Genomic DNA, 20,396 nt, shown 5'->3' with positions numbered 1-20,396 from the left:
CCTCCCCAGGCCGCAGGCGATGGTCTTGCCACCGGTTGCCGGCCTCCCTAAATAAAGGTCACCCCAACCTGGAACAGGCGCTCCACCTTGGGCGTCAGCGCCTTGTCCACAATGAACATGATGACGTGGTCTTCCGGTTCGATCACGGTGTCATGGTGTGCCATGAGGACCTGATCGCCCCGCACAATGGCACCGATGGTCGTGCCCTTGGGCAAGGCGATTTCCTCCACCGTGCGCCCCACGACCTTGGATGACTTGGGATCGCCATGGGCCACAGCCTCGATCGCTTCCGCCGCCCCGCGTCGCAGGTTGTGCACGCGAACGACATCCCCGCGCCGAACATGCGCCAATAGCGCCGAAACAGTCGACTGCTGCGGCGAAATGGCGATATCGACCGCACCGCCTTCGACCAGGTCCACATAGGCCAGGCGGTTGATCAGGGCCATGGCCTTGCGTGCCCCCAGCTGCTTGGCCAGCATCGCTGACAGGATGTTCGCCTCGTCATCGTTCGTAACCGCGCAGAACACGTCGGCCGATTCGATGTGTTCTTCCAACAACAGGTTCTCGCTGGCGGCATCGCCCACCAGCACCACCGTGTGATTGAGTTGCTCGGCGAGATGACGCGCGCGCTCCCGCGAGCGTTCGATCAGCTTGACCTGGCAATGACCTTCCAGCGCCCGCGCCAGGCGCAGGCCGATGTTGCCCCCGCCGGCCAGGATGACGCGCTTGACCTCCTTGTCGGTTTTGCGCAGCTCCGAGATCACCTTGGAGATATCGCGCTGGTCAGCGACAAAGAAGACCTCGTCTTCGGCCTCGATGACGGTATCGCCCTCGGGGATGATCGGCTTGCCACGCCGGTAAATCGCAGCAACCCGGGTTTCGACGCCAGGAATATGCTGGGCCAATTCCCGCAGCTCCTGACCGACCAGCGGGCCGCCGTAGTACGCCCGCACACCCACGAGGCGGACGCGGCCGTCGGCAAAGTCCACCACCTGCAAAGCGCCGGGATACTTGATCAGGCGCCGGATGTAATCCGTAACCAGCTGCTCCGGGCTGATGTGCATGTCCACCGGCAGCGCTTCCTGATTGAACAGGTTCTTCTCGTTTAGGTATTCCGCGGCCCGGACGCGCGCGATCTTGGTGGGCGTGTGGAACAGCGTGTAGGCGATCTGACAGGCGATCATGTTGATCTCGTCAGAGTCGGTGACCGCGATGATCATGTCGGCGTCGTCGGCGCCGGCCTGTCGCAGAATATTGGGGTAGGACGCCGAGCCGTGGACGGTGCGGATATCCAGGCGGTCGGCCAGGTCTTGTAGCAAACCGGCATCGGTGTCGATGACGGTGACATCGTTGGCTTCGTCGGCGAGGTTTTCGGCCAGCGTGGAGCCCACCTGACCGGCACCCAGAATGATGATCTTCACGCCGTCATTCCGGGTGCGGGACGCATGTGGGCGCGGACCGCCTTCTTGCGGAACACCGACATCACATGCTGCATGCGCGAGCTACGAGTCTCATTGGCTGCGCACCTTACGACTGGCCTGACTGACTGACAAGTCAATCCGATTTCTCGATGACGCTGTAATAGAAACCATCGAAATCACCGCCGGGTTGGATGCGCTGGCCCGGACCAACGGTTTCGCCCCAGTTCGGCAGTTGGCGAGGACGGGCATCCGGCGTGTCCGCCAGCCAGGATTCGACCTGCAGGGCATTTTCCGCCGACAGCACCGAGCAGGTGGCGTAGACCAGTCGTCCGCCCGGTCGCAGCAGCGGCCACAGCCGGTCCAGCAGCTTGCGCTGCAGCGCCACCAGTCGGTCGATGTCGGCCGGTCGTCGCAGCCAGGGAATATCGGGATGGCGCCGGATGACGCCGGTGCCGGAACAGGGGGCATCGATGAGGATGGCGTCAAAGGCTTGGCCGTCCCACCAGTCCTTGGGGGTCGTGGCATCTTCCGCCAGGGTCGTCGCCTGCAGGCCCAACCGGACGAGCGTGTCCCCCACGCGCTCCAGGCGTTCGGCCACGCAATCAATGGCCGTGACCTGGGCGGCTGCCCGCTCCAGCAGATGCGCGGTCTTGCCGCCGGGGGCCGCACAGGCATCGAGGATGCGTTCACCATCGCGGGGTGCGATCAGGTCGGCAGCGCGCTGGGCCGATGCATCCTGCACCGACAGCCAGCCGTCCTCGAAGCCGGGCAGCCCGGCAAGATCGACCGGCTGCGCCAGCACCAACGCATCGGGCATGCCCTGGATCGGGCGGACCGTATGGCCGGCGCTTTCGAGGGCTTTGATGGCTGCGTCCAGCGTCATGCGGCCACGGTGTATGCGCAGCGTCATCGGGCCAGGGACTCGAGACTGCGCCATCACCGCGTCGGCTTGGGTCCCCCAATCCTGGCGGATCCGGTCGGCCAGCCAGGGCGGGAGCCAGACCCGGGGCAGGGTGGCGTCCAGCGCCTTACGTTCACGCAGATAGCGCCGCAGGATGGCGTTGACCAAGCCCCTGGATTTTGGCTGACCGAGGGCCCGTGTGGCATTGACCGTGGCCGATACGGCGGCGTGTTCGGGCGTATCCAGGCTGCGAAGCTGCGCCAGCCCGACGGCGAGCAGGGCGCGTACCGGCGGGGCGGGGGGGCGCTGCGTCATGCGGGTGATCAGGGCATCCAATGCGCGCCAGTCGCGCAGCACGGCACTGGCCAGCACTCGGACAAAGCCTCGATCCCGCGGATCCTGCAAGGTCGCCATGCTGGACAGGGCATCGTCCAGCGCGCGGCCCGCGAAGACGGCGGCGACGACGCGGGCCGCCTCGGCCCGAGCGTCAGGCTTCAAGAGAGGAGAACCGTTTGCCGGCCAGCGCGCGACCGCGGGCCGCCTCGCCGGCAGCCATGCGTCGTTTGCCGGGAAATTGCAGCTCGGTGATGGTCAGGGCGCCATTTCCACAGGCCACGATCAGCCCTTCATCGGTGGCTGCGATGATCTCGCCGGGCGCTCCATGATGCAGCTTGGCCGGCCCGAGTCGGGCGCTCCAGATGCGGGTGACCTCGCCGTCCAGTGGAGAATGCGCAACCGGCCAGGGGTTGAAGGCGCGGATGGCCCGGTGGATGGTCGCCGCTTCCTGCGTCCAGTCGATCCGGGCCTCCTGCTTGTCCAGCTTGGGTGCGTAGGTGCTGCCCTCCGCAGGTTGTGGCTCGGCACGCAGGGAACCATCCGCCAGGCCGGTCAGGCAGTCCGGCAGCGCTTCCGCGCCCAGTTTCGCCAGCGCATCGTGCACCGTCTGGGCGGTCTCGTCGCCGTGCAGCGATAACGTGGCGGTGGTCAAGACGGGGCCGGTGTCCAGGCCGGTATCCATGCGCATCAGGCTGACGCCGGTTTGCGAGTCACCGGCCAGAATGGCGCGCTGGATGGGGGCGGCGCCGCGCCAGCGCGGCAGCAGCGAGGCATGGATGTTGATGCAACCCATCCGCGGGATATCCAGCACGGCAGGCGGCAGAATCAGCCCGTAGGCCACGACGACCATCACATCGGCATCGAGGCTGCGCAGCGAGGACTGGGTTTCATCGTCGCGTAGCGAGGCGGGCTGACGCAGCGGTAAGCCGAGCGACTCCGCCGCCTTTTTGACCGGGCTGGGCGCGGTCTTGCGGCCACGGCCTGCGGGTCGGTCCGGCTGGGTGTAGACGCGGCAAACGTCGTGGCCGGCCTGAACCAGTGCATGCAGGGGCGGCACCGCGAAATCGGGTGTTCCCGCGTAGACGACTTTCATGGCGGACCTGGGTTGATGAGGACTCAGTCGCTGCCGAGTCGTTGCTGTTTTTCCAGCTTGCGGCGGATGCGATTGCGCTTGAGCTGGGAGAGATAATCGATGTACAGCTTGCCGTCGAGATGGTCGATCTCGTGCTGGATACACTGCGACAGCAGCCCCTCGCCGGTGAGCTCGAAGGGCTTGCCTTCTCGGTCCAGCGCCTTGACGGTGGTCTTGCCGTGCCGCTGGACCTTGTCGTAATGCCCAGGCACCGACAGGCAGCCCTCCTCGATCAGCTCGGGGGCCTCGGTGGCAATGATCTCGGGATTGATCATCACAATCGGAGAATCTTTCTCGGCCGAGCAGTCCATGACGGCGAGTCGCAGCGCGATACCGACCTGGGTGGCTGCCAGTCCAACGCCCGGGGCGTCGTACATGGTCTCGAACATGTCGTCGATCAATGTCTGCAAGTCGTCGTCGAACTGTTCGACCGGCTTGCCGATATTGCGGAGACGCGGATCTGGATGGTGAAGAATTTTCAGGATTGCCATGCTAAATTGCTCGCAACAACTTGATGCGGCTCAAGGAAAACACGTTTGTCCCATTCGTGGTTTCCCCCATGTCGCTCGTCCTGTCAGCCGCGATGTTGGGAGTGGGGACGCGAATGACGAAGTATAGACCGTTGCTGTGTTCGCTTGCCGGGGGCGCCTTGCTCATTGGCTGTGCCAGCGATCCTGCGCCGACACCGAGTCCGGTTGCCGAGCCCGCGTCGCCACCGCCTGTGGTGCGTTCGCAGACACCGCCGCCGCCGTTGGTGGAAGTCGCAGACGATGCGCCGCTGAAGTATGTCGTCAAGAAAGGCGACACGCTCTGGGACATTGCGACCTATTTTCTGCGCGACCCCTGGCTGTGGCCCGAGGTCTGGTACGTCAATCCGCAGGTTTCCAATCCGCACCTGATCTATCCGGGTGACGAGTTGCTGCTGGTCTGGGTCAATGGTCGCCCGCAGATCCGGCGCGGCGGGCTGGGTGTCGAACGCCTGTCGCCGCGCGTGCGCAATCTGCCGCTGGATGCAGCGATTCCGACGATTCCCATCGACGCCATTCGCAATTTCTTGCGTGGGCCGCGTCTCATCGAAGCCGATGCGCTGGATGAAGCGCCCTACGTGCTGGAATTCGTCGGGGAGCATTTGATCGGGGCCGAGGGCATGTCGATCTACGTCATGCGCCTGCCCGAGGAAGACATCACCACGTACCAGATCGTGCGTCGTGGCGAGACCTACCGGGACCCTGACGACAATCGGGTCCTCGGGGTCGAAGCCTTGCCCATCGGCGAGGTCGAGGTCGTGCAGTACGGCACGCCCGCGGTGACCCGCGTGTTGGACAGCGTGCGAGAGATTCTGATTGGCGACTACCTGCTGCCCTCCGAGGCTGAGGTCTTCAGCGCCAATTTCTTCCCGCATGCGCCGGGCAACGAAATCGAAGGGCGCATCATCAATGTCTATGAGGGCGTGTCCCAGATCGGCCAGTACGCCATCGTCGCGTTGAACCGTGGGCAGATGCACGGACTGACCCCGGGTCACGTTCTGAGCATTTATCAGTCAGGACGCAAGGTGTCGGACCCCTATCGCAGTGGCTACGGCAAGGTGCAACTGCCCGACACGCTGGCGGGCAATCTGCTGGTCTTCAAGACCTACGATCGCTTCTCCTACGGGTTGGTCATGGAAGCCTTCCGGCCGGTGCACGTGTTGGACAAGGTCAAGAACCCGCAACCGAACAGCTAGGCGCAGCCTTGACGGACCCGAGGCGCGCCTGGCTGCAGCTCTTGCGCACCCCGGGGTTGGGGCCAGTTCGCATGTCCCGCCTGCTGGAGGCTTTCGGCACGCCGCAGCGCGCGCTAGAGGCTTCGGTGGCCGATCGTGAGCAGGTGGGGCTGCCGCGGTCGGTTGCCACGGCGCTGGACCAGCCACACGATGCCATCACCGCCGATATCGAGTGGCTGGATGCCGCGGCCAACCGCCATTTGATCACCCGCGAGGACCCGCGCTACCCGCCGCGTCTGCGCGAGATTCCCAACCCGCCCCCCGTGCTGTTCGCACTCGGGGATCCCGAGGTGCTGTCACTGCCGCAGATTGCCATCGTGGGCAGTCGCAGCCCCACGCCGCAGGGGGCGGAGCATGCGTTCGGATTCGGTCGATCCCTGGCCGCACGCGGTCTGACCGTGACCAGCGGATTGGCCTTGGGCGTTGATGGGCAGGCGCACCGTGGCGCGTTGGCGGCCGGCGGGCTCACGGTGGCGGTTTGCGGCACGGGGCTGGACCGGGTGTATCCCGCCGCGCACCGGGACCTGGCGCATGCCATTGCTGAAGAGGGCGTGTTGCTGTCCGAGTGGCCACCGGGCACGCCACCCAAGGCGGAGCATTTCCCGCGACGCAATCGCATCATCAGTGGCCTGTCGCTGGGGGTGCTGGTCGTCGAGGCGGCCACCGAGTCCGGATCGCTGATCACGGCGCGCGACGCTATGGAGCAGAACCGGGAGGTGTTCGCGATTCCCGGGTCCATCCACAACGTGCTGGCGCGTGGCTGTCATCGCCTGATACGCGAAGGGGCCACCCTGGTGGAAACCGCAGAAGATGTGTTGGCACCCTTGTCCGGGCAGCTGAACTGGACCCCCGGTGCGGCGACTCCAGCGCCTGAGCCCAGCCCCTCCCCCGATGGCTATGATGCCGATTATCAACAGCTACTCGCCGCGCTGGGTGATGCGCCCGCCAGTCTGGATCAGCTGGTGGATCGCACCGGATTGACCGTCGAAGCGGTTTCTTCCATGCTGCTGGTCCTGGAGTTGGACGGTGTGATCGCACCCAGCTCCGGCGGACTGTTCATGCGATTGTCATCAGCACATTGAATCGTGAAGCACCGCGCTGTGAGACCACGGCAAGGGTGGGTGTTGCCAACGGATCGACTGACGCACCGGCGGCGCTCTGCCGGCCGTTGACCGAGTCGGTCCAGGTCTTGCAAGACATCTGAAGATCGGGAACTTGCCTGCACCGACAGGCCCAAACCAGGGGCAAGCGACATGAAGGAAAACGTGCTCGACGTCCTGCTGTACCTGTTTGAGAACTATCTCGAAGAAGAGATCGAAGCCCGCTACGAGGGCTGCCCACTCCGTGAAGAATTGGAAGCGGCCGGGTTTCCTGCCGAGGCGGTCACGCACGCCTTCGAATGGCTGGAAGGGCTGGAGGCGCGCAAGCGCTCGGGTGACACGGTCATGCCGACCACCGCCTACCGTGTGTACGCAGCCGAGGAGATGGCACGGCTGTCCACCGGCTGCCGCGGTCTGCTGATGCATCTGGAGAATCTCGGCATCCTGACCCCCGATGGTCGCGAACTGGTGATCGAGCGCCTCATGGCGCTGGATGATGATGCGGTCGAGGAAGACCATGTTCGCTGGGTGGTGTTGCTGGCGCTGTTCAATCAGCCCGAGCACGAGGAAGCCTACGCGCGCATGGAAGACCTCGTGTTCCAGAGCTATGCCGAGGCCGTGCACTAGCCCCTGCGCTTGGCTGGGGTGGATCGGACGGCGGCGCTCTTCGGTGGACATCCGGCCATCGGGGACGCTCAAGTCATCGCGACGACCGTCCGATAACCCAACACCGTCTCTGACCGGCATGCCGGGCTTTGCCGCCCGGCCGCATCCGTTGAACACGGGATGCCGACAGCGGCTGCAACTTGCAACTCTTTCGAGGCGCGGCCATGCTCGCGCCCCCCGAATCCCTATTCAGCAACGAGTTTCCGCCCCCCATGGCGCAGAATCTGGTCATCGTCGAATCGCCTGCCAAGGCTAAGACCATCGAGAAGTACCTCGGTAAGGACTTCCGGGTGTTGGCTTCCTACGGCCATGTGCGTGATCTGGTACCCAAGGAGGGTGCCGTTGATCCTAGCGCCGACTTTGCGATGCGCTATCAGGTCATCGACCGCAACGAAAAGCACGTCAAGACCATCGTCGACGCGCTGAAGAAGGCCGATGCCTTGTTGCTGGCCACTGACCCCGATCGCGAAGGCGAGGCCATTGCCTGGCATCTGCTGGAGATCCTCAAGGAGAAGGGGCTGCTGGACGACAAGACCGTCCAGCGCGTTGTGTTCCACGAGATCACCGAGCGCGCGATTCAGGATGCGCTAAGCCACCCGCGCACCGTTTCTGACGATCTGGTCGACGCCCAGCAGGCACGACGGGCGCTGGATTATCTGGTCGGCTTCAACCTGTCGCCGCTACTGTGGCGGAAGGTCCAGCGCGGCCTGTCGGCCGGCCGTGTGCAAAGTCCTGCACTGCGGTTGATCGTCGAGCGCGAGGACGAGATCGACCAGTTCGTGCCGCGCGAATACTGGTCCATGGAGGCCCAGGTCCAGAAGGATGGCCAGGCCTTCGGGTCCAAGCTGTGGACCTACGCCGGCGACAAGGTCGAGCAGTTCACGTTTACCAATGAAGTCGATGCCCACGCCGCGCGCGACGCGCTCACCGCGGCCGCCGGCGGCCAGCTCACGGCCGAGACAGTCGAGAAGAAACAACGCCGCCGCAACCCGGCACCGCCGTTTACCACCTCGACCTTGCAGCAGGAGGCGTCGCGCAAGCTGGGATTCACGACCACCCGCACCATGCGGACGGCCCAGCAGCTGTATGAGGGCATCGAAATCGATGGCTCGTCCATCGGCCTGATTACCTACATGCGAACCGACTCGGTATCGCTGGCCAACGACGCGTTGGCTGAAATGCGTGAGGTCATCGCCGATCGGTATGGCAACAAGGCATTGCCCGACAAACCCCGGCAGTTCAAGACCAAGTCGAAGAATGCGCAGGAGGCCCACGAGGCCGTGCGCCCGACGTCTGCCACGCGGCATCCGTCCGAGATGCGCAAGTACCTGAATAGCGATCAGGCCAAGCTCTACGAGCTGATCTGGAAGCGTGCGATGGCCAGCCAGATGCAGCCGGCGTTGTATGACACCGTGTCGCTGACGCTGACCGCCGGCGACGGTCACAGCTTCCGGGCTACGGGATCGACGTTGGTCGAACCCGGCTTCATCGCCGTCTACCAGGAAGGTCGCGACGACAGCAAGGCCGACGACGACGACAAGACCTTGCCGCCCGTCGAGCAGGGTGATGTGCTGGAGCTGCTGGAGGTCAAGACCGACCAGCATTTCACCGAGCCGCCGCCCCGCTATACGGAAGCCAGCCTGGTCAAGACCCTGGAGGAGTACGACATCGGCCGGCCCTCGACCTACGCCAGCATCATTTCGACGCTGCTGTCGCGTGAATATGTCGAGCTGGAGAGCAAGCGCTTCTACCCCACCGATATCGGTCGCATCGTCACCCGTTTTCTCACCGAGCACTTCACCCAGTACGTGGACTACGACTTCACGGCGCGGCTCGAAGATGAGCTCGATGCGGTCTCCCGTGGGGAAAAGGACTGGAAGCCGTTGCTGGAAGGCTTCTGGGAGCCTTTCTCGGAGACGGTGGAATCCAAGCAGGACATCTCCCGTGCCGAGGTGGCACAGGCCCGTGAACTGGGCACCGATCCCAAGTCGGGCAAGCCGGTCATCGTACGCATCGGCCGTTACGGCCCGTTTGCGCAGATCGGCTCCAAGGACGATGAAGACAAGCCCAAGTTCGCCAGCCTGCGGCCCGGGCAGCGCCTGGACAAGATCACGCTGGACGAGGCGCTGGCGCTGTTTCAGCTGCCCCGCGACATGGGCGAGACACCAGAAGGCGAGGAGATGCAGGTTGCCGTCGGTCGCTTCGGGCCCTACGTGCGCTACGGCAAGAAATTCGCCTCGCTGGGCAAGGACGACGACCCTTACACCGTGTCACGTGAACGGTGCCTGGAGCTGGTGGCGGCCAAGAAGAAGCTCGACGCCGAGCGCGAGATTCACGTCTGGGAAGACGAGGGCATCAAGGTGCTCAACGGCCGCTACGGGCCGTACATCACCGATGGCAAGAAGAACGCGAAGATTCCCAAGGACACCGATCCTAAGTCACTGACGCTGGAACAGTGTCAGGAGCTGATTGCCGCTGCCCCTGAACGTAAAAAGCGCGGCGGCCGCAAGACAACGACCAAGGCGGCCAGCAAGTCGACGACCAAGTCCACGAGCAAGGCCAAGAAGAAGGCGTGACCACCGGGTTCCAGCTTCGCCAGGCCGCCCGGACGCTGCGTGCCGGCGGGCTGGTGCTATACCCCACGGAAGGCGTGTGGGGTTTGGGTTGCGACCCGCTGAATCCCGGCGCCGTCGAGGCGATACTCACACTCAAGTCACGGCCGTTGTCCAAGGGGTTGATCCTGATCGCCCGACAGCGCGCACAGCTGGCGCCGTTTGTCTCTGACCCCGATGCCATCCCGGAGACCGAAACACCCACCACCTGGGTCGTGCCGGCCACGGCGCATTGCTTGCCCTGGCTGACCGGCGGGCGTCGGACCATCGCCGTTCGGCTCACCACGCATCCCGTCGCTGCTTCGCTATGCGATGCGTTTGGCGGGGCGGTGGTGTCGACCAGTGCCAATCCGGGAGGGCGACCGGCGCCCCGGCGTATCACCCAGTTGCATCCGCGCCTACGCGCCGAGGCGGACTATCTGTTGGCCGGCGCCTGTGGCGGCCTGCGTGGACCCACGCCCATTCGGGTGCTGGGCACGGGCGAATGGACGCGAGGAGGTCGGGCATGAGCGAACTTGATCAGCCGGATGCCGCCGCCGTCGAGGCATTCCTGCGCGGTTTGCAGGCCGATATCTGCACGGCGCTGGAATCGTTGGAACCGGAAGCGCGTTTTGGTGAGGACCATTGGCAGCGTGACGAAGGGGGCGGCGGCAACACCCGGGTCCTGGAAGGTGGCCAGGCGTTGGAGCGTGCCGGGGTTGCCCTGTCGGTCATCCAGGGCCGACGCTTGCCGCCGGCAGCCAGCGCCCGAAATCCTGAGCTGGCCGGGCGGGGCTTTCGGGCGATGGGTGTCTCGGTGGTCGTCCATCCCCGTAACCCCTATGCGCCCACCTCGCATATGAATGTGCGCTTCCTGGTGGCCGAGGCGCCGGATGCCGAGCCCATCTGGTGGTTTGGTGGCGGTTTTGATCTGACGCCAATCTACGGCTTCGAAGACGATTGCCGGCACTGGCACGCGACCGCCCAGGCCCTTTGCGCGCCATTTGGCGACCAGGTGTATCCGACCTACAAGGCGGCCTGCGACGCGTATTTCTACCTGCCACATCGCCAGGAGCCCCGCGGTATTGGTGGGTTGTTCTTTGACGACCTCAATGACTGGGGTTTCGAGCGTAGCTTCGCATTTCAGCAGGCCGTGGGGCGTGGCTACGTCGATGCGCTGATGCCGATACTGCAGCGGCGCTGCGACATGCCCTACGGCGAACGGGAGCGCGATTTCCAGCTGTATCGCCGCGGCCGATATGTCGAATTCAACCTGGTGCATGATCGCGGCACCTTATTCGGGTTGCAGTCAGGCGGTCGGACGGAATCCATCCTGATGTCCATGCCCCCGGCAACGGGTTGGCGCTACCGCTATGAGCCGGAACCCGGTTCTCCCGAGGCGGCGTTGACGGAACGGTTCTTGCTGCCGCGCGACTGGCTCTGACCCACCACTCATCTGTACAACCCGTCATCCGATTTGCACCCCGTGGAGGGGTGGGTTAAGAACACCACAGACATTCCAAACGTCCGGTCGCAGGAAGCGGCTCTGCTGAGACATTTCACCCGTTGACGGGTGGCCACCGAGGGAAGCCCCTCGTCTCGCACGCCCGGTCACGGAACGGGTCGCGACACGGAATGACACTCAAAACCTATGGAGAAAACAGGATGCCTTCCTTCCTGAGAGCGGCGTTGCGCTTGTGTAGCTGTGTCCCGCTGTTCATGGTCACCGGCCATGCCATGGCGACCGACCCGGCTGCCGGCACGATCGACATGACCACCACGCAGCAGACCGCCACGGGCGGGCCGTATGTCGTATCCAATCCAACTCTGACGGTGACGGGCACACCCGTCTGCGACGTTCCGGACAGTTGTGACGAATACACGCTCACGCTGGACCTGCCGCAGTCGTTTCGGGACGCCAATCCCGATGCGGCGATCAACGTCGAATTGACCTGGGACAATGGCGACGACCTCGACCTGTTTGTCTACGATGATGCGGGCACCGTGATCGGTCAGAGCGCGACCAGCAACCCTGAAGAATCTGTGGCGGTCGACATCGATCGGATTCCCAGCACTGCACGCATCGTGATCGTTCCATTTGCGGTCACAGGTGCCACCGCCACGCTGACCATGACGCTGGGTACCGATGCGGGTGGCGCCGGGCCGATCGGAGGCGATCCCTGTGTCGTCTCAGGGGAAGATAACGGTGGTCAGGCCCAGGTCGACCCCGAAGTGCTCATGGATTTCACCGCATTGGGCTCGACCGCCCTCTACGGGGTCATCGTGCATTTCAATCAAGGCTCGCCCAAGTGGCAGGACACCCTGCTGTCCACGCTAGGCCTGTCGGTTGTGAAGGATTTCCGCCGCTATGTGCCGGCGGTCTACGTGACCGGGCCGGTGGCTGCACTGCAGTCGCTTAGCGCGGTACCGGCGGTTCGGCGTTTGGAATACAACGCGCCCCTGCAATACTTTGGGGCGACCCAGCCGTGGGCCACACGTGCACGCGTCGCTCATGAGTTTGTCTCCGGCGGTCCGTACTTCGACGCTGATGGCAATATCATCGATGGTAGCGGGACAACCCTGGGTGTCATCGATAGCGGTCTGTTCGGTCTGCACCCGGACTTCTCAGAAAACCTGCTACACAACTTCAAGCTCATCAATCCGGCGGATGAGGTCACCGGTATCCCGACCGGAACGCCACGGTATCTGGACATCGGTGCAGCCGATTCGGAAAGCCAGGTGGGTGGTCACGGCACGCATGTCACAGGCACCGTGGGTGGCCGTGGACAGCAGTCCGATGGCGGCTATCCGGTTCCAGAAGTCGCTCCGTTTATCCAGGGCACCTACGCCGGTGCCGCTCCGGGCACGCAGTTGATTCATTGGGGCAACGGCGCGGGCTTACTGGTGTTGTCCACCGCCTCGGCCTATGTGCACCTGCTGGATAATCTCGATACGTTCGACCCGCCGCTACGCGCGGTGAACAACTCCTATGGCAATGCAGGCGGCACGCCCTACGACCCGGGTTCGCTCGCGGCCTGTCTGGTCAAGGATATCGTCGAGGCCGGTGTCGTGATGGTGTTTGCCGCCGGTAACGATGGTGGCGACGGCAGCGTCGACTCGACCTCCAGCGCCTGTAAAGACCCGACGCCGGGCGTGATCTGCGTAGCGAACTACGATGACCGCGGAACCGGTGATCGCAATGCGCCCCTGGCGGGTTCGTCTAGTCGTGGCCTGAAGGGCGATCCGGCCAACTATCCGGATATCGCCGCACCGGGTTCGCTGATCACCTCGACCTGTCTGCAATCGCAGCCGAGTCAGGCCATTTGCACCGGGGGTGCCGGTGGCGTGATCGAGGATGCCTGGTTCCCCTGGTATGGAACCATCTCAGGCACGTCCATGGCAGCGCCGCATGTCACCGGGGTCATCGGATTGATGACCCAGGCCCGACCCGATCTGACGCCTGCCGAGATCGAAGACATCATCCAAGACACGGCCGTCAAGGTGGGCACGGACTACGATGACGATCCGCAGAATCCTGGTGGCACCACCAACTTCGGATACGGCGCGGGCCTGATCGATGTCCCCAACATTCTCGATGCTCTAGGTGTGTCGTCCACCGGCCTGCCGCCTGCAGGCGAGGCCTTTGTAATTCTCGATGGTGACCTCGAAAGCGGAGATGCCACCGATGTCGTGAAACTCAGCATGCAGGACCAGACTCGCGATGGTGTGACTGGAATCCTGCACAGCTTGGAGCTGGCGGACGCCACGGATCTCGCGGGTGAGACGACGATTGCCTACCGCATCGAGCGTAATGTGGACGGTCAGCCGTTCACCACCACGGTGACGCTGGGTGCCGAAGGCGTGGGCATACCGGAGGCGGGTGATGGCAATACCGCCGTTGCGAGCGCCGCAACGCTCGACGGCAATGTCATCAACGCATTCGTCCCTTACGTGCAGATGGGTATTCCGGCTGTCGGTGAACCGATCCACAACATTCGTGTGTTCGTGGACGGTGATTCGGGCGTGCTCGACATCGCACCCAGTCCGTTGGGCAGCACGATGGCGACAGAGACCATGTTCGGCCGTGCCTTCACCACGCAGCTCGACCCCGGCGTGCTCCCGCCGTCGGATGAGAAGAGCTGTGAGCTGCCCGGACTGACCCGGATCACCGCGCCGGCCGGTACCACCGGTTTGGCCGAGTCGGGCACCGGGCAGGAAGACTTCCGGCAGGCCTGGATCGCGGAGCCGACCGACATGCCCGGCAAGATCGTTTTCACGATCAAAGTCGACAATCTGGAAGGCACGCCACTGCCGGCACACCGCTGGTACGTCTACTTCAATCTGCCGGAGGACGACACGCGTTACTGGGTGGCCATGACCACCGATACGCTGACACCGGCGTTCGAGTACGGTACCGCTACGGCGATCGACACGCCGGCGGCTGGTGTGGGGACCTTTACGACGCTGGGTGCGATTGATGAAGCCAGCGGCTTTGATCCCGATGGCACCATCACGCTGGTTATGGACAAGGCGACCTTGGGCATGGCGGCGGGCACAACCCTCTCGGGTCTTGCCGTCAGCGTACGGCAGACAACCAACACCGTGAACGGCGTCGGCCTGACTGTGGATTCGGCAGGCACCAATCTCGACTACACCCTGGTGGGCAACGACCAGTGCCAGTCGCCTGATCCGCTCGATCCGCCCACCGATCCAGAAGAAGGGTCAGACCCGGGCGAAGACGACATTGTGAGTCCAACGGGCAGCGGCGGTGCCCTGGGGTGGGCTTGGCTGATGTTTGGCTTGGGGCTTGGCGTGCTGCGACTGCGTCGCCAACTCTGACCGTCATGGCCACGCAGGCGGTGCTCGCATCAACGTGCACCGCCTGCGTGCGTCACTAACGCGTTGCCAAGGCGCCATCAGCGGGCCAGACTTGTGCCATGACGCTGACTGAACTCAAGTATCTGGTGGCGCTGGACGGCGAACGTCACTTCGGTCGGGCGGCCGACCGATCCTTCGTAAGCCAGCCGACCTTATCCGTGGCGCTACGCAAGTTGGAAGACGAGCTGGGGGTCACGCTGTTCGAGCGCCATCGCGGTGAGGCGCGGCCCACGCCGATTGGCGAGCGGATCATCGCGCAGGCGCGGGTCGTCCTGTCGGAGGCGGCGCAGATCGATCAGTTGGCGCGGGCAGGGCAGGACGAACTGGCCGGGCCGCTACGGCTGGGGGCGATCTACACGGTCGGCCCGTATCTGCTGCCCTATCTGGTGCCGGCCCTGCGCCGCGCGGCGCCCGGCATGCCGCTGATTATTGAAGAGAACTTCACGGTTAACCTGATCGAGCAGCTCAAGGCCAATGAGCTGGATGCCATCCTCATCGCTTTGCCGATAGACCAGGCCGGCCTGCAGACCTGGCCGGTGTACGACGAGCGGTTTTCCGTGGTCTTGCCCGCTGACCACCCCTGGGCCGAGTCCGAATCGATCGTCGCCGACGAACTCGCCGGCGAGCATTTGTTGCTGCTGGGCCCGGGGCACTGCTTCCGGGATCAGGTGGTGGAGGCCTGCCCGGACTGTGTCGATCAGGTACAGGGCCAGCCGCGACCGTTAACCGGCTCCAGCCTGGAGACGATCCGGCACATGGTGGCCAGTGGCTTGGGCATCACGGTGTTGCCGCAGAGTTCCATCGTCAACCGTCCGGATGAGACCACCATGCTGATCACCCGGCCGTTTGCAGCGCCCGCGCCGGAGCGGCGGATTGCCATTGCCTGGCGCAAGAATTTTCCGCGTCGTCAGGCTATTGTCGCGCTGCGCCAGGCCATCCTCGACAGCGGTATGGCCGGGGTGACCTGGCTCGATGAACCGGCCCCGTGGGAGATCAGCTCCGCCGCCTGATTGCCGAGGCACAGGCCTGCCGCCTGTGCGAGGCGCAGCTGCCATTGGGGCCGCGACCGGTCTTTACGGCACGCGCCGCGGCCACGGTGGTCCTGGTGGGTCAGGCGCCGGGCAGCCGGGTGCATGCTTCGGGGATTCCCTGGGACGATGCCTCTGGCCGAACGCTGCGTGCCTGGCTGGATCTGCCGTCCGAGACCTTTTATCACCATCCGGGGTTGGCCATCCTGCCCAGCGGATTTTGTTATCCGGGGCGCACGGCGCGCGGAGATGCGCCGCCGCGTCCGGAATGTGCCCAAACCTGGCATCGTCGCTTTTTCGCCGCGATGCCCCACGTCCAGCTCATTGTGGCCATTGGCCGCTACGCGCAGGTGCTTTACCTCGAGGCGCCGGGTAAAACGCTCAGCGACAACGTCGCGCGCTATGCCGAGTATTTGCCGCAGGGCCGGTTTCCCCTGCCACACCCGAGTCCGCGCAACCGCAGGTGGGTTCGGGACCGGCCCTGGTTCGAAGCCGATGTGCTGCCGGCCCTGCGCCGCGCCGTGCATGGCGCGCTCGCAGCCTGCAAGCCCTGAGTGCGGCGGCGGGCCGGTCCAGTGGGGGCCGGGCTGCGACGTCGCCGCCTGGCTCCAACTTAGCCTTCGGTCGCCTCGGCCCGGCTGGCCAATGGTCCCGGAACCGGCGCAGGCAGGGCCGGGGCAGCGACCTGGATCCGGGCCCGAATCAACTGCAGCGCCCGGTTGCCCTGTGCGGCAATCTGCTGACCGATGGGCTGGTCATCAAAGTTGAGGACCAGCCAGTGTCTGGCGGCGTCGGACTGGTTTGTGAAGGGGTTCAGGCTGCCCGCGTGGGCCGCGTTGGAAGCCAGGGCTAGCGTCGCCGCAATGGCTGCGTGCCGCATCATCTTGCCTGTGCGCATGTGTCGTCTCCGGGCCCGGTGACGCCTGGTCGCGGCGATTGGGGCCAGCTGGGGTGTGTTGTACCAGCAAGAGACACGGGCTCGGCGAAGGGTCGCAGCCATCGGCCGGATTGGCCGCGACCGGCCGGTTCATTGTCCGCTCTGCAGCTTATCCAGCGTGCGCAGTTCGAAGTCGCTGGCGTCGTGGCGTTCGGGCAGCTGATCGGCAGGATCGCCCCAGACACGGTTCACCATGCGTCCACGCTGCGCCGCCGGGCGCTGAGCGATGGCATCGGCCCAGCGGATGACGTGCTCGTAACTCTGTACCTGCAGGAACTCGCCGGCATCGTAGAGCAGGCCTTTGACCAGCGCTCCGTACCAGGGCCATGTGGCGATGTCGGCGATGCTGTACTCGCGACCGGCCAGGTATTCATGGTCGGCCAGGTGCCGGTTGAGCACGTCGAGCTGGCGCTTGGTTTCCATTGCGTAGCGGTTGATGGCGTACTCGATCTTGATCGGCGCATAGGCGTAGAAATGCCCGAAGCCGCCACCGAGGAACGGCGCGCTGCCCATCTGCCAGAACAACCAGTTCATGGCTTCGGTGCGCGCGGTGGGGTCGGTCGGTAGGAATGCGCCGAACTTCTCTGCGAGATACAGCAGGATCGACCCCGACTCGAAGACCCGGGTGGGGCTGGGCGTGCTGTGATCCACCATGACCGGGATCTTGGAGTTCGGGTTGATCTCCACGTAACCGCTGGAGAACTGCTCGCCCTCGGTGATGTTGATCAGCCAGGCATCGTATTCGGCGGCTTCATGGCCCAGCTCCAGCAGCTCTTCGAGCATGACCGTGGCCTTGACCCCGTTCGGTGTGGCCAGCGAGTACACCTGAAAGGGATGCTTGCCCACGGGAAGGGTTTTTTCGTGCGTTGGGCCGGCGACCGGGCGATTGATGTTGGCGAAGCGGCCACCGCTTTCGCTGTCCCAGGTCCAGACCTTGGGAGGGGTGTATTCGGATGCATTCGACACGATAACGTCCTGTTGTCTGAAGTGAGTGCGTTGATACACGGATGGATCAACCTCGCCAGGAGCGAGCGTTCATCCGTAGCCTACGCGGCCCATAAGACCGGTGCGATGCTGTGCAGTTGTCAGTGCCGCCCGGTCAGGCGCGGGCGTATTGCTCGGCACCGGCAATCCAGCGTTGTGACAGCACCTCGCGCACGGCATCTCGGCGGCCTTCGAGTTGGGCGGCGATGGATTCGGCCAGATCGAGCAGGTCGGCATCACGCACCATATCCGCCACCCGCAGGCCGACCTCACCGGTTTGCCGCGTCCCCATGACCTCGCCGGGGCCGCGCAACTCCAGATCGCGCTCGGCGATCCGAAATCCATCGGTGGTCTCGCGCATAACCGCCAGCCGCGCCTTGGCCTGCTGTGACAGCGGGCTCTGGTACAGCAGCACGCAGTGGCTGGCCTGGGCGCCCCGGCCCACGCGGCCGCGTAACTGGTGCAGCTGGGCCAGCCCCAGGCGCTCGGCATTCTCGATCACCATCAGCGAGGCATTGGGCACGTCCACACCCACTTCGATGACGGTGGTCGCCACGAGCAAGTCCAATTCGCCGGCCTTGAATGCGGCCATGACGGATTGCTTGTCGGCCGGTTTCATGCGGCCATGGACCAGGCCGACGCGAAGCTGTGGACAGTCGCTGCGCAGGCGCTCGGCAGCGGCTTCTGCAGCTTCCGCGTCCAGCTGATCGGAGGCTTCCACCAGGGTACAGACCCAATAGGCCTGGCGGCCCTGCTGACAGGCGGCGCCGACGCGTTCGATGACCTCGTCGCGGCGCTGCTGATCCACGGCAATTGTGGTCACCGGCGTACGCCCCGGTGGCAGTTCGTCCAGGACCGAGGTGTCCAGGTCTGCGTAGGCCCGCATGGCCAGGGTGCGCGGGATGGGCGTGGCTGTCATGACCAGTTGATGGGGATAACGCTCGGCACCTTTATCGAGCAGGGCCAGGCGCTGATGCACGCCGAAGCGGTGCTGCTCGTCGACAACAACCAGCGCCAGCTGCGGGAGCTCGACGCTGCGCTGGAATAGCGCATGTGTACCGACGGCCAGCAGCGGATCGCCGGAGGCCAATCGCGCTTCGATGGCGCGTCGTTCAGCCGCCTTGCGCGCGCCTGAAAGCAAAACCACCTCGATGCCCAGAGGGGCCAGCCAATGCCCCAGCGTGAGGGCATGCTGTTCGGCCAGCAGTTCGGTGGGTGCCATCAGGGCCGCCTGGTGGCCGGCCTGGATGGCCGCGAGTAGCGCGGCGGCCGCGATGACCGTCTTGCCGGCCCCCACATCACCCTGGACCAGCCGCATCATCGGGCCATCCTGGGCCAGGTCGTTTGCGATCTCCCCGATTACCCGCGCCTGGGCGCTGGTGAGTGCGAAGCCCAGCCGCTCGAGCAGCGGCGACAGCGTCTCGGCATTCAGCGTGAGCGGCCTGGCTCGCAACCGTTGCCGGGCGCGCTGTTTCAGGTCGCTGAGGCTGAGCCGGTGGGCCAGCAACTCCTCCAGCGCCAGGCGCCGCTGAGCGGGGTGATAGCCGCTGACCAACTCGTTGACATCACTGCCGACGGGCGGGCGATGCAGCGTTGCGATGGCTTCATGAAGCTTGGGCCAATTGGCATCCGCTTCCAGCGCGATGGAGGCCAGGGGGTCGGGAATCTGTTCCAGCACCTGGTCCAGCGCGCGATGCACCAGCCCGCGAATCCGTCCTTGGGTCACGCCCTGGGTCAGCGGATAAAGGGGCGTTAAAGTGTCTTCCGTCGCCGCGGCGTCTTCAGGCCCCGCCAACAGCGTGTATTCGGGATGCGCCATCTCCAGCGTGGTCGCACCCGGGCGGGCGTCGCCGTAGACACGCAGCCACTGGCCCGGGACAAACTGCCGTTGCTGGGCCTTGGAGAAGTGGAACAGGCGCATGCCCAGCCGGCCGGTGCCATCGGTTAGCCACACCAGCAGGGAGCGACGCCGGCCGAATTTCAGATCCGCCCGTTCGACCCGAGCGACCAGCTGGGCCCGAATACCTGGGGCCAGGCTGCCGATGGTCCAGATGCGGGTGCGGTCTTCGTAGCGGTTGGGCAGGTGGAACAGCAGATCCGCTGCAACCTCCAGCCCGAGTTGGGCAAGCCGCGCGGCCATGGCCTCGCCGATCCCCGGAAACGCCGTCAGCGGCGCCTCGGGGGTCAGGGCCGCGGTGCGTGCGGCGCTGATCCGGCTGGCCATCGCGGGCGTGGAGCGGTCTAGCCGCCCAGGTAGAGCACCGCATCGGCCTCTACCTGAACACCCTTGGGCAGGGCCGACACCTCAACGGCAGCCCGGGCGGGATACGGCTCTGCAAAGTACTGCGCCATGACGGTGTTCACGGTTGCGAACTGACTGAGATCGGTCAGGAAAATGCTCAGTTTGACGGCAGATTGCAGCGACGTGCCTGCCGCTTCGGCCACGGCAGCCAGATTGCGGAAGACCTGCTGGGCCTGGGCCTCGAAGTCCTCGCTGACCACCTGCATGGTCGCCGGGTCGAGCGGAATCTGGCCCGAGATGTAGAGGGTATCGCCGGCCTGGACGGCCTGGGAGTACGTGCCGATGGCCGCCGGGGCCTGGTCGGTTGAGATGATGCGTCGCATGGTGTCCTGCCGTGACTGCGGTGAAAGAATGGGGC

Annotated in this window: 17 protein-coding genes; 9 read left to right on the top strand and 8 right to left on the bottom strand. The window is 64.8% G+C overall.

What is annotated here, in order from left to right; all coding sequences use genetic code 11:
• Positions 1–47: 47 nt before the first annotated feature.
• From trkA to def, 4 genes are all read right to left on the bottom strand, one after another.
• Complete coding sequence (gene trkA / locus DEH80_RS13485; RefSeq protein WP_109721033.1) at positions 48–1,421, bottom strand: Trk system potassium transporter TrkA; 1,374 nt, start codon at positions 1,419–1,421, stop codon at positions 48–50.
• Between the two features lie 133 nt (positions 1,422–1,554).
• Entirely contained in the window at positions 1,555–2,820 is a 1,266-nt protein-coding gene (rsmB, locus tag DEH80_RS13480) for a 16S rRNA (cytosine(967)-C(5))-methyltransferase RsmB (protein ID WP_109721032.1), read from the bottom strand.
• Positions 2,810–3,751, bottom strand: a complete 942-nt coding sequence (fmt, locus tag DEH80_RS13475) for a methionyl-tRNA formyltransferase (RefSeq protein ID WP_109721031.1) — start codon at positions 3,749–3,751, stop codon at positions 2,810–2,812. Before fmt ends, rsmB begins: the two co-directional genes overlap by 11 nt.
• Before the next feature lie 23 nt (positions 3,752–3,774).
• Complete coding sequence (def, locus tag DEH80_RS13470) at positions 3,775–4,281, bottom strand: peptide deformylase (protein ID WP_109721030.1); 507 nt, start codon at positions 4,279–4,281, stop codon at positions 3,775–3,777.
• A gap of 113 nt (positions 4,282–4,394) precedes the next feature.
• Here def and DEH80_RS13465 point away from each other — a divergent pair, with 113 nt between their 5' ends.
• The 9 genes from DEH80_RS13465 to DEH80_RS13425 all read left to right on the top strand — a co-directional run bounded on the left by DEH80_RS13465 (position 4,395) and on the right by DEH80_RS13425 (position 16,369).
• Entirely contained in the window at positions 4,395–5,513 is a 1,119-nt protein-coding gene (locus tag DEH80_RS13465; protein ID WP_165831471.1) for a LysM peptidoglycan-binding domain-containing protein, read from the top strand.
• Positions 5,514–5,521: 8 nt separating this feature from the next.
• The gene (dprA, locus tag DEH80_RS13460; RefSeq protein ID WP_438938293.1) at positions 5,522–6,634 is read left to right on the top strand and encodes a DNA-processing protein DprA; all 1,113 of its coding nucleotides are present in this window, start codon (positions 5,522–5,524) and stop codon (positions 6,632–6,634) included.
• 171 nt (positions 6,635–6,805) lie between these two features.
• Complete coding sequence (locus DEH80_RS13455) at positions 6,806–7,279, top strand: Smg family protein (RefSeq protein ID WP_109721027.1); 474 nt, start codon at positions 6,806–6,808, stop codon at positions 7,277–7,279.
• A gap of 251 nt (positions 7,280–7,530) precedes the next feature.
• A complete protein-coding gene (locus DEH80_RS13450; protein WP_109721081.1) occupies positions 7,531–9,894 on the top strand; it encodes a DNA topoisomerase I in 2,364 nt (787 codons plus the stop codon).
• On the top strand, positions 9,891–10,439 hold the full coding sequence (locus tag DEH80_RS13445) for an L-threonylcarbamoyladenylate synthase (protein ID WP_109721026.1): 549 nt from the start codon (positions 9,891–9,893) through the stop codon (positions 10,437–10,439). Before DEH80_RS13450 ends, DEH80_RS13445 begins: the two co-directional genes overlap by 4 nt.
• The gene (gene hemF / locus DEH80_RS13440) at positions 10,436–11,353 is read left to right on the top strand and encodes an oxygen-dependent coproporphyrinogen oxidase (RefSeq protein WP_109721025.1); all 918 of its coding nucleotides are present in this window, start codon (positions 10,436–10,438) and stop codon (positions 11,351–11,353) included. Before DEH80_RS13445 ends, hemF begins: the two co-directional genes overlap by 4 nt.
• Before the next feature lie 221 nt (positions 11,354–11,574).
• Positions 11,575–14,748: a S8 family peptidase gene (locus DEH80_RS13435; RefSeq protein ID WP_165831470.1), complete on the top strand. Its 3,174-nt coding sequence runs from the start codon at positions 11,575–11,577 to the stop codon at positions 14,746–14,748.
• Positions 14,749–14,846: 98 nt separating this feature from the next.
• Complete coding sequence (locus DEH80_RS13430) at positions 14,847–15,797, top strand: hydrogen peroxide-inducible genes activator (RefSeq protein WP_109721023.1); 951 nt, start codon at positions 14,847–14,849, stop codon at positions 15,795–15,797.
• Entirely contained in the window at positions 15,773–16,369 is a 597-nt protein-coding gene (locus tag DEH80_RS13425; protein ID WP_109721022.1) for a uracil-DNA glycosylase family protein, read from the top strand. The genes DEH80_RS13430 and DEH80_RS13425 overlap by 25 nt, the downstream gene beginning before the upstream one ends.
• Positions 16,370–16,428: 59 nt before the next feature.
• On the opposite strand, the gene DEH80_RS13420 is transcribed toward DEH80_RS13425, so the two are convergent.
• The 4 genes from DEH80_RS13420 to DEH80_RS13405 all read right to left on the bottom strand — a co-directional run bounded on the left by DEH80_RS13420 (position 16,429) and on the right by DEH80_RS13405 (position 20,361).
• Positions 16,429–16,713, bottom strand: coding sequence for a hypothetical protein (locus tag DEH80_RS13420; protein WP_109721021.1), 285 nt, complete (start codon positions 16,711–16,713; stop codon positions 16,429–16,431).
• 129 nt (positions 16,714–16,842) lie between these two features.
• Positions 16,843–17,718, bottom strand: coding sequence for a glutathione-dependent disulfide-bond oxidoreductase (gene yghU / locus DEH80_RS13415; protein ID WP_109721020.1), 876 nt, complete (start codon positions 17,716–17,718; stop codon positions 16,843–16,845).
• Positions 17,719–17,851: 133 nt separating this feature from the next.
• Positions 17,852–19,960: an ATP-dependent DNA helicase RecG gene (gene recG / locus DEH80_RS13410; RefSeq protein ID WP_109721019.1), complete on the bottom strand. Its 2,109-nt coding sequence runs from the start codon at positions 19,958–19,960 to the stop codon at positions 17,852–17,854.
• A 17-nt stretch (positions 19,961–19,977) separates the two neighbouring features.
• On the bottom strand, positions 19,978–20,361 hold the full coding sequence (locus DEH80_RS13405) for a RidA family protein (RefSeq protein ID WP_109721018.1): 384 nt from the start codon (positions 20,359–20,361) through the stop codon (positions 19,978–19,980).
• Positions 20,362–20,396 lie beyond the last annotated feature (35 nt).

This window comes from Abyssibacter profundi (assembly GCF_003151135.1).
Taxonomy (GTDB): Bacteria; Pseudomonadota; Gammaproteobacteria; order Nevskiales; family OUC007; genus Abyssibacter; species Abyssibacter profundi.
The sequence above is the reverse complement of the archived record's forward strand: the minus strand, read 5'-3'. Positions and strand labels throughout refer to the sequence as shown.